This window comes from Streptomyces sp. B15 (genome assembly GCF_018070605.1).
GTDB lineage: Bacteria > Actinomycetota > Actinomycetes > Streptomycetales > Streptomycetaceae > Streptomyces > Streptomyces smyrnaeus.
Map to the genome: position 1 here is coordinate 1 of NZ_JAGPXJ010000060.1, position 13,300 is coordinate 13,300.

Genomic DNA, 13,300 nt, shown 5'->3' on the forward strand with positions numbered 1-13,300 from the left:
GGAGAGGTTCCCGGGCAGGCCCTGGGCGGCCTCCTTGAGGGGAAGCTCCCCGACGGTCTTGCCGACTGTCTTGCTGGCGGACTTGGCGACCGGGCCGAGCGCCCGGCTGCCGGTGCTCACCGCGTCGGCGCCGAGCAATTCGGTGGGGGCACCACCGAGCCCGAGGGAAGGGGCCGCGGAGGCGGTGCCGGCGCCCGCCACCACGACCGCCGCGCCCATCACGGCGACACCCAGAGTCTTCTTGGCTACCTGCTTCATCAGTGTTTACGTCCTCGGAATGGGGGGCTGGAGCAGCCCGACGGGGCTTGAGCAGCCTGGCGAACGTAGCCAGGTGTTCCGAGGAGTCGCAAACACGTCGGCAGTGCCGTAAGTCGCCGTTTCCCAGCGAATGGCGGCTGTTTCCCGAGAGGGTTCAGCCGCCCCGCATCCGGGCTACGGTGACGGCTGAACCGCTGGTCACAGGGGGTCAGCGGGGAGCTTCCTGGAAAAGCCATTCGGATTTGAGCGCGGCATATCCGGGCTTCACCACGTCGTTGATCATGGCGAGACGTTCATCGAAAGGAATGAACGCGGACTTCATCGCATTGACCGTGAACCACTGCATGTCGTCCAGCGTGTAGTTGAACGTCCGCACGAGCTGTTCGAATTCGTGGCTCATGCTCGTGCCGCTCATCAGCCGGTTGTCCGTGTTCACCGTCGTGCGGAAGTGCAGCCTGCGCAGCAGCCCGATGGGGTGCTCCGCGTAGGACGGGGCGGCGCCGGTCTGCAGGTTGGAGGTGGGGCACAGCTCCAGCGGGATGCGCTTGTCCCGGACGTAGGCCGCGAGGCGGCCGAGCTTGACGGCGCCGTCCTCGCCGACCTGGATGTCGTCGATGATGCGCACCCCGTGCCCGAGCCGGTCGGCGCCGCACCACTGCAGGGCCTGCCAGATGGACGGGAGTCCGAACGCCTCGCCCGCGTGAATGGTGAAGTGGTTGTTCTCGCGCTTGAGGTATTCGAAGGCGTCCAGGTGCCGGGTGGGCGGGTGGCCCGCCTCGGCGCCCGCGATGTCGAAGCCGACCACGCCCAGATCGCGGTAGCGGTTGGCCAGCTCGGCGATCTCCAGGGCGCGGGCCGCGTGCCGCATGGCGGTCAGCAGCGCGCCGACCCGGATGCGGTGGCCGGCGGCGCGGGCGCGGCGCTCGCCCTCGCGGAACCCCTCGTCGACGGCCTCGACCACCTGCTCCAGGGTGAGCCCGCCGAGCAGGTGCTGCTCGGGCGCATAGCGGATCTCGGCGTAGACGACGCCGTCGGCGGCCAGGTCCTCGGCGCACTCGGCGGCGACCCTGAAGAGCGCGTCACGCGTCTGCATCACGCCGACCGTGTGGGTGAACGTCTCCAGATAGCGTTCGAGGGAGCCGGAGTCGGCGGACTCGCGGAACCAGACCTTCAGCCGCTCCGCGTCGGTCTCCGGCAGCGCGTCGTAGCCGGTCTCGCGGGCCAGCTCGACGATGGTCGCGGGGCGCAGCCCGCCATCGAGGTGATCGTGGAGCAGAACCTTGGGTGCGCGGCGGATCTGCTCGCTGGTGGGGACGGTGCTCGAAGATTCGCTTACCATCACGGCACTCTAGCTCCTACGCGCGTAGAACGCATGTGCTTTCCCAACTGCCTTACGAACGCGTGCGGGCGTGCCATTGTTGCGCCATGGCTCAGCGAGCGTTGCCCGAGAGGGAAACACGACTGGGACGGCCCCGGGGAGCCGTGGGGAGGGCCCCGCACGCCGTCGTCCTCGTACTGCCGGGCGGCGGGACCGCCGGCGGCGTCCGCCGGGGCACCGAACTGGTGGCGGCGGCCTCAGCGGTACCGCTGGCCCGTCGGCTGGGGCGCGCCAGTTCGGACGACGACCCCCTGGTCACCCACATCGTGCACTACCGCCACGGTGCCCGGGGCCGGGACGGCGGCGCGGCGGGCGGCGGCGCGAGCCGTACGGCGGACTGCGCGGCCGACGCCGAGTGGGCGGTCGAGGAAGTGGTGCGACGCTACGGGGACGTGCCCGTCTGCCTGGTCGGCGCCGACATCGGCGGCGTCGCCGCACTGCGCGCCGCCGGTCACCAGGCCGTCGCCTCGGTGGTGGCCCTGGGGCCGCTGCTGTCGGCGGCGGACGAGTGCGTGGGCGACGCGGTGGGCGCGCGACCGGCCGCGGGCGGTGAGGAGCCCGTACAGCAGTTGCGCGGCCGCCATGTGCTGCTCGTGCACGGCACGAACGACACCCGGTGCGATCCCGAACTCTCCTTCCGTCTCGCCGAGCGCGCGAAGAAGCTCAACGCCGATGTGTGCCGCTTCGAGGTGCACACGGACGGGCACGGCCTGCGCGGGTACGCCGCCGAAGTGGCCGCGCTGACTCAGGACTTCGTCCTGGGCACCCTCTGCGGTGGCGATCTGTGCCGCCCGCTGACCGACGCCCTCGCCGCTCCCCCGCCGCTGGGGCTGCGGATGCCGCTGGCCAGCGGCTTCGGCAAGAACCTGCGGTAGCGCCGGACCGCTCGGGGCGGATCTGCCCGGTGCGGTGAGTACCTGTGCTCATGCCCCGCACCTCAAGCGCCGCCTAGCGTGCCGGACATGGCGGACACGGACGAGCACGGACAGGTGGCGCAGGAGACGGCAGCGCAAACGGCGGCGCAGCAGCATGCGGCGCCGCAGCCGACGGCCGAGAGCGCGGCGCGGGGTGACACCGAGGACGCCGGGACTGCCGAGGGCGAGCCCGGCAGCGGCACCGGCGAGCGGATGTCGGGCTGGGAGATCGGCTGCCTCGTCGCGCTCCTCACCGGCATCGGCTTGTTCATCCTCGGGGCGCTGCTGCTGGCGGAGCTGGAGAAGGGACTCGACGGCTACGGGCAGATCGAGGGCGACGCCGACGGCACCACCGCCTCCGTCGCCGCTCCCCTCGCCGCGGGCGCCACCGCGCGGTACGAGGACGGACTGAGCGTGACCGTCGGCGAGGCGGAGCGCGTGGCGGGCGCCGCCCGGGGCACGTACCGCTTCACCGTCACCTACGAGAACGACGCGGACGGCGAGCTGCGGATCGGGGCGCGGGACGCGGTGGCGAACGTCTCCGAGTACGGCGACGCGCCCCTCGTCGTACGCGCGGGCGACTCCCTCGACGACACGTCCCTGGACGGCAGCACCAGCGACTGGCACAACAGCCGGGCCGTGGGCCGCAAGCTGAGCGAGCCGCTGGGTGAGGACGAGAGCGTCACCGTCCCCGTACGGGTGACCGTCCGCCCGGGCGACGGCCACCAGGCCCCGTTGACCGTCGCGGTCCTGCCGGGGGGCGAGCACTCCACCGTCCACCGGGACACCGCCTACTGGGAGATGACCCTGCGGGCCTGACTCCCGGGCGGGCGGCTCAGGTGCGTACCGCCGTGTGCACCGTCGTCGCCGTCAGGAGGAAGACGTCGGGGCGGCGGAGGATGCCGTCGGGGGAGGCGTCGTCGAGGAGGGTGTCGAGGGTGGCCAGGTCCTCGGCAGCCAGATCGTCGGCAAGGTTCTCGCGGAAGCGTTCGACGCGGGCGCGTACATGGGCGCGCGCGACAGGGTCCAGCGGCGCGGACAGGTCGGTGAGGAAGGTGCGGCTGCCGGTGGGCGCGAGTCCGGCGGCGACGAGCAGCGCGGGCCAGTCCTCCACCGTGCGGGTGTGACCGGGCAGTTCGGCGCGCATGGCGCTGAACCAGTCCTCCTCGGCGACGTCCAGCCGCGCCTGGAGTCCCGGGCGTCCGACACCGATGTCGCGGGGCAGGAAGCGGGTGGGCAGGCCGCCTTCGCGTACCGCCAGCACGCCGCCGGGGCGCAGCGCCGAGGCGAAGGTCTCCAGCGCTGCGCGCTGATCGCCGAGGTGGTGGACGACGTTGCTGGTCCAGATGAGCTCGGCGGTGCCCAGGTCCGGCAGGCCGGCGGGGAGTTCGGCCTCGCGGGTGGTGATGCGGGAGGCCAGGCCCTCACGTTCGGCGCGGGCGCGGGCGCGCTCCAGCAGCCCGTAGGTGCTGTCGACGGCGACGGTCTCGGCGCCGGGGAAGGCGTGGGCGAGCGCGATGGTGGTGACGCCGGGCCCGCTGCCCAGATCGAGGACGCGGGTCACCGCGCGGTTGCCGAGCAGGTCGTGCAGCCAGGCCGCGGCCTCCTCCAGGAACCCCGACTTCAGTTCGGCCTCGCGTTCGAGATGCGCGGCGAGCGCCTCCCAGTCGGGTTCGGCAGTGGCGTGGTGCGCGTGGCTGTGGGAGTGGGTGTGGGCAGGGGAGGGCTGGTGGCTGTGCGCATGCGGGGTCATGGGGCCTCCTGGGAAGCGGGGTGGGCGGGGGCGGACTGGCCGCGCAGGAGCTGGCCTCTCCGGCTGAGCAGGAACTTCTTGAAGGCGGCGACCGGCGGGGTGTCGGGGCGCCCGGCGGACCAGGCGAGCCCGATCTCGCGGACGGCGCGCGGCGCGGTGACGCTCAGCTCGCGCACCCCGGGCCGCGGGAAGACGGGGGGCGGCAGCAGCGCGACGCCGAGCCCGGCGGCGACCAGGCCGCGGATGGTCTCGGCCTCCTCGCCCTCGAAGGCGATCCGGGGGGTGAACCCGGCCTCCGCGCACAGGGTGTCGAGGATGCGCCGCATGCCGTAGCCGGGCTCCAAGGTGACGAACGACTCCTCCGCCGCCTCGGCGAGCCGCACCCGTTTGCGGGCCGCGAGCCGGTGGTCGTCCGGTACGACCAGCCGCAGCCGCTGTTCGTCCAGGCGCCGGGCGACCAGGTCCGGTGCCTCCGGGATGGGGGACGTCAGGCACAGGTCCAGCTCGCCGGCGCGGAGTCGGTCGAGCATGGCCTCACCGTAGTTCTGTACCAGGGCGAAGCGGACGCGTGGATGGTCGGCCCGGAAGGCGCGGAGCAGTTCGGGGACCGTCTCCCAGCCGAGGGTGTGCAGAAAGCCGAAGGCGACCTTGCCCGTGGCGGGATCGGCGTCGGACCGTACGGCCTCGGCCGCCTGTTCGACCGCGGCCAGTGCCCGCTCGGCCGAGGCGAGAAAGGTGCGGCCCGCGGGGGTGAGGGAGAGGGTGCGGCCGTGCCGTGCGAAGAGGGCGACACCGAGGTCTTCCTCCAGCCGGGCGAGTGCCCGGCTGAGGGAGGACTGCGGGATGCCCAGCTCCTGCGCGGCGCGGGTGACGTGCTCGTGGCGGGCCACCGCGGCGAACTGCGCCAGGCGCGGGGTCAGGGAGAGTGCCGAGGGTGGGGCAGCGCCGGGTGACGGTGTGACGGAGGTGTCTTTCTTGTTGCGTGACGGTGACACCTGGCTCCCTGGGACGTCGGCTAGCTGCGGTGATGCGTGGGCGGATCGATTCTCGCACTTTCATGCATTGGACGGATGAAATGGCGGGTCGTACGTTCGAGGTATGCCTGCTCTTGATACCGGGGCGTCCACCGAACCGGTGGACGCCTCAGCTGTCATTCCCCCTTCCCCGACCCCCGAGCACCCCGACGCGGCGCAGCACCCTGAGGCCGCGCAACGCGCCGGGACCGCGCGGCACACCGGCACCGCGCAACACGCCGACGCGGCGCAGCACGCCGACGCGACGAAGCTGAGCCCCGGTGATCCCGGGCACGGGCGGATGCGGCTCGCGCTCTTCGCCGCGGGCCTGTCGACGTTCGCGCTGCTCTACTCCACCCAGGCCCTCCTGCCCGAGATCTCCCGGGCCCTGCATGCCGCCCCCGACCAGGCCAGCTGGACCGTCTCCGGTGCGACCATCGGGCTGGCGGTCGCCGTACTGCCGCTGGCGGCGCTCTCCGAGCGCTTCGGACGGCGCCGGATGCTGACCGTCTCCATGGCGGTCGCGGTCGCCCTCGCCCTCGTCATCCCGTTCGCGCCCAGCCTGCCGGTGCTGATCGCGCTGCGGACCCTGCAGGGGGCCGCGGTGGCGGGGGTGCCCGCCTCGGCGATGGCGTTCCTGTCGGACGAGGTGCGGGCCAAGCACCTGGTGGGGGCCGTCGGGCTGTTCGTCGCGGGCAACAGCGTCGGCGGGATGAGCGGGCGCATCCTCACCGGGTGGGTCACCGAGGCGTGGGGCTGGCGGGCCGGGCTCGGCGCCGTCGCCGTCACCTCGCTGCTGTGCGCGGTCGCCTTCCGGCTCCTCGTACCGCCGGCCCGGCACTTCACCCCCAGCCCCCTGCACCCGCGGCGGGTCGCGGCGACCGTACGGGCGCACCTGGGCAACCCGCTGCTGCTGCGGCTGTATGCGATCGGGCTGCTGTTCATGACGGTGTTCGGCGCCGTCTACACCGTCATCGGCTACCGGCTGGTGGCCGAGCCGTTCGGACTGTCGCAGGGCCTGGTGGGCTCGATCTTCGTCATCTACCTGGTCGGCACCGCCGCCTCGGCGACGGCCGGCCGGCTCAACGCCCGGCTCGGCCGGCGCGGCACGCTCTATCTGGGCATCGGCACGGCCTCGGTGGGGCTGCTGATCAGCCTCGCCGACAGCATCGCCGCGGTCGTCGCGGGTCTGGTCCTGATCACCGCCGGGTTCTTCGCCGGACACGCGGTGGCCTCCGGCTCGGTGAGCCACACCGCCGCCCATGGGGCCGCGCAGGCGTCGGCCCTGTACCAGATGAGCTACTACGTGGGCAGCTCGCTGGGCGGAGCGCTGGGCGCCGTCGCGTTCGCCGCAGGCGGGTGGGGAGCCACCGTGGCCCTGGCGCTGGGCGCCATGGTGCTCGCCGCCGGCATCACCCTGTACGCGACCCGCCGCGCGGTGGTGCTGGCGCGCGCCTGATACGTGCCCCACTCTGAAGGCGCTCTCCCTTCCGGAGGGCGCCTTTGCACTCGGAAGGTGCCCTCCCCCCTGCCCTTCTCGTTGTGCTCCCAGACGTGAGGCTGCGATCGGGAGTTGGTACGGATGGCCAGGTTCGACATCGGTGAGGGTCTGCCGTTGACGGCGGCGCAGTCGGGGATGTGGTTCACACAGCAACTCGCTCCGGACAGCCCCTGCCTCCGGCCCGCCGAGGTGATCGAGATTCACGGCGCCGTCGACGTGGAGCTGCTGGAGCGCGCGCTCAGGCAGGCTGTCACCGAGACGGAGGCGCTCCGCGTACGGTTCGTGCCCGCGGGCCCGTACGGGGACGAAGGCGTACGGCAGATCATCGACCCCTGCGCGGGCTGGCCGCTGCCACTGGTCGACCTGCGGCACGAGGCCGACCCGGACGCGGCGGCGCGGGCGTGGATGTGGGCGGATCTCAAGACCCCGATGGACATGCACCGTGCGGGGCTGTTCTCGTTCGCCGTGCTGCGCACGGCGGACGAGTGCTTCCTCTTCTACATGTGCAGCCACCACATCCTCATGGACGGCTACGCCACCAGCTTGTTCGTCCCCCGGATCGCCGAGATCTACACCGCGCTGGAGAGCGGCGGGCCCGTGCCGTCCTCCCGGCTCGCGCCGCTGCGGCAGGCGCTGGAGGACGAGGCCGCCTACGCGCACTCGGAGCGCAAGGAGCGCGACCGCGCCTACTGGGCAGAGGAACTGGCCAGGTGCGCCGGGTCCGCGCCCGCCACCCAGGGCCGACTGCCCAAGCCGGCGCCGGCCTTCGTACGGGAGACCGGCCACCTGGACGCCGAGACCGCCGACGCGCTGCGGGCACTGGCCCGCAGCGCCCGCACCGGCATCGCGACGGTCGCCATGGCCGCACTGGCGCTGTATGTGCACCGGCTCGCCGACGACGAGCGGGACGACGCGGTCGTGGACGTGACCGTCGCCGCGCGCGGCCCGGCGACCCGCGACGTACCGTGCATGGTCGCCAACGTGCTGCCGCTGCGCGTCCCGCAGCCCTCCAGCGGCACCGTCGGAGAACTGCTGCGCAGGACCGCCGCCCAGGCCAAGTTGCTGCTGCGGCACCAGCGCTACTCCTACGTCAACCTCGTGCGCGGCCCGCACGCCCGGCGCCCGTCGGCGGGGCGGATGGAGGACTGGGGCATCAACGTCATGCTCCACGACCCGCAGATCAGCTTCGGCCGCCACCCGGCCACGCTGCACAACCTGTCCAACGGACCCGTCACCGGTATGGCCGTCAACGTCTACGACCGCCCCAGCGACGGCTCGCTGCGCATCGACTTCCAGGCCGACCCCGAGGTGTACCCGGCCGAGCGGATCGCCGCACACCACCGCCGTTACCTCGCCCTGCTGCGCACCCTGACCGCCTCCACGGAGACGACACCGCTGGCCGACATCGAGTTGCCGACGGCCGAGGAGCGGGAGCGGGTACTGGCCTGGGGGCGGGGCCCCGAACGCGCCTTCCCCCACCTGCCGGTGCACGCCGCCTTCGAGGAGCGGACACGGGAGGCCCCCGCGGCGAGGGCGCTGGTGTGCGGCGCGGGCGCCGAGGCGGTCGCCCTGTCGCGCGGCGAGGTCAACGCGCGGGCCAACCGGCTCGCGCACCTGCTGCTGGCGCGGGGCGCGGGCCCCGGCACCACCGTCGCGCTCGCGCTGCCGCGCACCGCCGAGTACGCCGTCGCGCTGCTGGCCGTCCTCAAGTCCGGCTCCGCCTGCCTGACGCTGGACGCCGACCACCCGGCCGCGCGCACCCGCCAGATGCTCGCGGACGCGGCGCCCGTCTGCGTACTGGCGGCCGGGACCGCGGCCGGTGGGCCGGCTGCCGGCGTGCCGTCGGAGGGGGCACCGCTGCTCCACGTCGACTCCGGGGCGACGGTGCGGGAGTTGACCCGGCAGCCGACGACCGACCCGGGCGACCGCGACCGGCCGCGCCCGCTGCGGCCGCACGATGTGGCGTACATCGCCTTCACCTCCGGCACCACCGGACGCCCCAAAGGCGTGGAGGTCGAACACCGCCAGCTCGCCAACCTCTACCACGACCACCTCACCGCCCTCCTCACCCCCGCCGCCGAGGCCGCCGGGCGCCGGCTGCGCGCAGCACAGACCGCCTCGTTCTGTTTCGACGCCTCCTGGGAGGCGTGGCTGTGCCTGGCCGCCGGCCACGAAGTCCACCTGATCGAGGACGCGGTACGCCACGACCCGGCCGCATTGGTGGCCCGGGTCCGCGAGCAGCGCATCGACCTGCTGGCGCTGACCCCCACCCATGTGCGGGCACTGCTCGCCGCCGGCCTCTTCGCCCCCGCGGGGCACCATCCCGGCACCCTGGTCGTCGGCGGAGAGGCGCTGGACCCCGCGCTGTGGAAACGGCTGCGCGAACTTCCCCGCACCAGCGCCTACAACTGCTACGGCCCGGCCGAGTGCGCGGTCGACGCCGTCTGGTGCAGCCTGGACGAGCAAGGCCCCCACCCGGTCATCGGCCGCCCCGGCCACAACCTGCGCGCCTACGTCCTCGATCGCCACGGCCACCTGCTGCCGCCCGGAGCCCCCGGCGAACTCTGCCTGGGCGGGGCACAGGTGGCCCGCGGCTACCTCGGCGCACCCGAGCTGACGGAGGAGAAGTTCACCGGGGACCCGTTCGGCGCAGCCGGCGCCCGCCTGTACCGCACCGGGGACCGGGTGCGGTGGAGCGACGACGGCGTACTGGAGTACCTGGGCCGCACCGACACCCAGCTGAAGGTGCACGGCGTCCGCATCGAGCCGCAGGAGGTCGAGACCGTACTGGCCCGGCACCCCGACGTGGCGCAGGTCGCCGTCGCGGCACAGCGCTCCGGCGACGACCCGACGAGCGGACCGGTGCATCTGGTGGCGCACGTCGTCCCCGCCCCGCGCGTGTCCGAGGGCGACCGCGCGCAGGATGACCACCGCGCGTCCGGGGGGAGCCGCGCCACCGGGGGGAGCCGCACTTCCACCGCCCAGTCCCTGCTGGACCCGGCCGAGCTGCGCTCATGGGCGGCCTCCCGACTGCCCTCAGCCATGGTGCCCGCCGCCTTCTACGCCCACGAGGCCCTGCCCATGACCCCGCAGGGCAAGCTGGACCGCGCCGCGCTCCTGACCGCGGCCCTCCCGGCCCAGGCCACCCGCACCTCCCGGCAGCGGCAACCCCGCACGGAGCTCAGCGGCCGGGAGCGGACACTGTGCGCGCTCTTCGCCGAGGTCCTGGACGCGACCGAGGTAGGGCTGGACGACGACTTCTTCGCGCTGGGCGGCCACTCGCTGTCCGCCACCCGCCTGCTGACCCGCGTCCAGACCGAACTGGGCACCGAACTCTCCCTCGGCGCCCTCTACCAGGCGCCCACCGTGGGCCAGCTGGCGAAACTGCTCGACAGGGCCGCCGAACCGCGCCCGCCGTCCGACGACGCCTACGCCATGCTGCTCCCACTGCGCCCGCAAGGCGAGGCGCCGCCGCTGTTCTGCGTCCATCCGGCGGGCGGGCTGGGCTGGTGCTACGCGACCCTGCCGCCGCATCTGCCGCCGTCGATCCCCGTCTACGCCCTCCAGGCCCAGGGCCTGCGCCCGACGGACGAACTCGCCACCACCTTCCCCGACCTGCTCGCGGAGTACGTCTCCCGCGTCCGATCCGTGCAGCGCCACGGCCCCTACCGGTTGCTGGGCTGGTCACTGGGCGGCGCCCTGGCCCACGCCGTCGCCGCCCGCCTCCAGGAGGAGGGCGAGGAGGTCGGCACCCTCGCCCTGCTGGACTCGGCGCCCCTGGACCGGACCCCGCGCCTCGACCCCGACGCCGATCCGGCCGTCGTCCACCGCCTGGTCACCGAGGCCGTCGGCCACGACCTCGCCGACGACGCCCAACTGTCCGCCGTCACCCGCATGCTGAGCCACTACGCCGCCCTGCGCCCCACCTACACGCCGGCCGTCTACCACGGCGACGCCCACTACTTCCGCGCCACCGAAACCGCCCCCGAGCAGGCCCCCCACCCCGACGCCTGGAGCCCCGAAGCCTGGTACCCCCACCTCACCGGCACCCTCACCCTCCACAACATCCCCTGCACCCACGGCACCATGGGCCAACCGGACGCGATGGCGACGGTCGGACGGCTGCTGAGTCCCCTACTGACCCACGGAGTGACAGCGGCCCGCTGACCCACCAGAACCACAGAACCACCGACACCAGGACGACGCGGCGGGACGTGAGAAACAGCGCCGGCCGGCGGAGTCGGTGGTGCTGTCACAGGGCTGGGACAGCACCGACCGCCTTACGCGGCAAACGGTGGAAGCGGCCGACGGAGAACTTCTCCAACACCGCACCTACACCTACCGCCCGGACGGCTACGTCACCGAGATCCGCGAACTGACCTCCGGCACCCGCCGCTTCGACCTCGACACGATGGGCCGCGTCACCGGCGTCCAGGCGCATGGCTGGACCGAGAAGTACGCGTACGACGCAGCTGGCAACCAGTCCCGCGCCGAGGCCCCCGCCCACCCTTCCCCCGGCGAACGCGAACACGACGGCACCCTCGTCCGCCGGGCAGGCCGCACCACCTACGAGCACGACGCCGCCGGTCGCCTCATTCGCAAGACCCGCAAACTCCTCAACGGCCAGACCCGCACCTGGACCTACACCTGGAACGTCCAGGACCGCCTCATATCGGCAACCAACCCCGGCGGGGAGGAGTGGCACTACGCCTACGCCCCACTGGGCCGCCGCATATCCAAATCAGGCCCCGACGGCCGCACCCTCGTCTTCACCTGGGACGGCACACGGCTGGCGGAACAGACGGCAGAGAACGGCACCACGACCACTTGGGACTACTCCCCCGGAACCCACCGCCCAATAGCCCAAACAACCCGCGACCCGCTCGTACGAGCCCCCGCATTCCACGCGATAGTCACCGACACGGTGGGCGCCCCCACAGAACTCCTCACCCCCGAGGGCGCCCTCGCCTGGCAATCCCGCACCACCGGCACACCACTCCCCTCCCCCACCGGAGTGCAAGGCGCGTCCGACTGGGTGCCAGGCACGGTCGGAGACGACGTGACGACCGTGCACAAGGTGCGCGACGGCACGCCGCTCTGCGGTGCCATCGGCGCAATGGACGAGTGGCAGCGGCGCGGCGCGTGCGCCGACTGCCTGGACGGCCGGTAGCCCCGCAGCGAGCCCGTCCGCCGTCAGCGTCCTACCCGATGCGGTCCAGGATCAGTGGGGTCGGTGCGTAGGACTCGGCGGGGGCGATCTGCCAGGCGCCCTCCAGTGCCGCCTCCGCGTAGTCGAAGGCCTCCGGGGTGTCCGTGTGGAGGGTCAGGAGAGGGGTGCCCGCGGTGATGTGGTCGCCGGGGCGGGCGTGGAGTTCGATTCCGGCGCCGGCCTGGACCGGGTCCTCCTTACGGGCGCGGCCCGCGCCCAGGCGCCAGGCGGCGAGGCCGACCGCGTAGGCGTCCAGGCGGGTCAGCACACCGGTTGCCGGGGCAGTCACCACGTGGCGCTCCCGCGCCGTCGGCAGTTCCGCGTCGGGGTCGCCGCCCTGGGCGGTGATCATGCGGCGCCACACGTCCATCGCGGAGCCGTCGGCGAGTGCCTTCGTGGGGTCGGCGTCCGGCAGGCCCGCCGCGTCGAGCATTTCGCGGGCCAGGGCGACGGTGAGTTCCACGACGTCGGCCGGGCCGCCGCCCGCCAGGACCTCCACGGATTCGCGGACCTCCAGGGCGTTGCCCGCTGTCAGGCCGAGCGGGGTGTTCATGTCGGTGAGGAGGGCGACCGTCTTGACGCCGTGGTCGTGGCCCAGTTCCACCATGGTGGCGGCCAGTTCGCGGGCGTCGTCCACGTTCTTCATGAAGGCGCCGGAGCCGGCCTTGACGTCCAGGACCAGGGCGCCGGTGCCCTCGGCGATCTTCTTGGACATGATGGACGAGGCGATCAGGGGGAGGGACTCCACGGTGCCGGTGACGTCGCGCAGGGCGTAGAGGCGCTTGTCGGCGGGGGCCAGACCGTCGCCCGCCGCGCAGATGACGGAGCCGGCGTCGCGCAGGACCTCCATCATCTCGGCGTTGGTCAGCGAGGCGCGCCAGCCGGGGATGGACTCCAGTTTGTCGAGGGTGCCGCCGGTGTGGCCGAGGCCGCGGCCGGACAGCTGGGGTACGGCGGCGCCGCAGGCGGCCACCAGCGGGGCGAGCGGCAGGGTGATCTTGTCTCCGACTCCGCCCGTCGAGTGCTTGTCGGCGGTGGGGCGGTCCAGGGTGCCGAAGTCCATCCGCTCGCCGGAGGCGATCATCGCGGCGGTCCAGCGGGAGATCTCCGCGCGGGTCATCCCGTTGAGGTAGACGGCCATGGCAAGGGCCGACATCTGCTCCTCGGCGACCGCTCCGCGCGTATAGGCGTCGATGATCCAGTCGATCTGCTCGCCGTTCAGCTCCTGGCGGTCGCGCTTGGCGCGGATGACGGAGATGGCGTCCATGGCCATG

General features: G+C 73.1%; 8 protein-coding genes and 2 pseudogenes. 5 read left to right on the plus strand and 5 right to left on the minus strand.

Features of this window, described 5'->3' with window-relative positions; genetic code table 11:
* Both KBY19_RS24205 and KBY19_RS24210 read right to left on the minus strand, forming a co-directional pair.
* Positions 1 to 258 (minus strand): annotated as a pseudogene (locus KBY19_RS24205) (hypothetical protein); the annotation flags it as partial.
* 208 nt (positions 259 to 466) lie between these two features.
* Positions 467 to 1,597: an adenosine deaminase gene (locus tag KBY19_RS24210; protein ID WP_099883607.1), complete on the minus strand. Its 1,131-nt coding sequence runs from the start codon at positions 1,595 to 1,597 to the stop codon at positions 467 to 469.
* Between the two features lie 86 nt (positions 1,598 to 1,683).
* On the opposite strand from KBY19_RS24210, the gene KBY19_RS24215 reads away from it, so the two are divergent.
* Both KBY19_RS24215 and KBY19_RS24220 read left to right on the plus strand, forming a co-directional pair.
* Positions 1,684 to 2,511 (plus strand): S9 family peptidase, encoded by an 828-nt coding sequence (locus KBY19_RS24215; RefSeq protein WP_210966703.1) that lies wholly within the window; start codon positions 1,684 to 1,686, stop codon positions 2,509 to 2,511.
* 87 nt (positions 2,512 to 2,598) lie between these two features.
* Positions 2,599 to 3,369: a hypothetical protein gene (locus KBY19_RS24220; RefSeq protein WP_185017977.1), complete on the plus strand. Its 771-nt coding sequence runs from the start codon at positions 2,599 to 2,601 to the stop codon at positions 3,367 to 3,369.
* Positions 3,370 to 3,385: 16 nt separating this feature from the next.
* Here KBY19_RS24220 and KBY19_RS24225 read toward each other — a convergent pair whose 3' ends face one another.
* On the minus strand, positions 3,386 to 4,303 hold the full coding sequence (locus KBY19_RS24225) for a class I SAM-dependent methyltransferase (RefSeq protein ID WP_210966704.1): 918 nt from the start codon (positions 4,301 to 4,303) through the stop codon (positions 3,386 to 3,388).
* On the minus strand, positions 4,300 to 5,223 hold the full coding sequence (locus KBY19_RS24230; RefSeq protein WP_099886742.1) for a LysR family transcriptional regulator: 924 nt from the start codon (positions 5,221 to 5,223) through the stop codon (positions 4,300 to 4,302). Before KBY19_RS24230 ends, KBY19_RS24225 begins: the two co-directional genes overlap by 4 nt.
* 178 nt (positions 5,224 to 5,401) lie before the next feature.
* On the opposite strand from KBY19_RS24230, the gene KBY19_RS24235 reads away from it, so the two are divergent.
* The 3 genes and pseudogenes from KBY19_RS24235 to KBY19_RS24245 all read left to right on the plus strand — a co-directional run.
* Positions 5,402 to 6,775: an MFS transporter gene (locus KBY19_RS24235; RefSeq protein ID WP_210966705.1), complete on the plus strand. Its 1,374-nt coding sequence runs from the start codon at positions 5,402 to 5,404 to the stop codon at positions 6,773 to 6,775.
* Between the two features lie 123 nt (positions 6,776 to 6,898).
* The gene (locus tag KBY19_RS24240; protein WP_210966706.1) at positions 6,899 to 10,984 is read left to right on the plus strand and encodes a non-ribosomal peptide synthetase; all 4,086 of its coding nucleotides are present in this window, start codon (positions 6,899 to 6,901) and stop codon (positions 10,982 to 10,984) included.
* 34 nt (positions 10,985 to 11,018) lie between these two features.
* Positions 11,019 to 11,825, plus strand: a pseudogene (locus KBY19_RS24245) (type IV secretion protein Rhs); the annotation flags it as partial.
* Positions 11,826 to 12,018: 193 nt separating this feature from the next.
* On the opposite strand, the gene KBY19_RS24250 reads toward KBY19_RS24245, so the two are convergent.
* Positions 12,019 to 13,293, minus strand: a complete 1,275-nt coding sequence (locus KBY19_RS24250) for a thymidine phosphorylase (protein ID WP_210966720.1) — start codon at positions 13,291 to 13,293, stop codon at positions 12,019 to 12,021.
* Positions 13,294 to 13,300 lie beyond the last annotated feature (7 nt).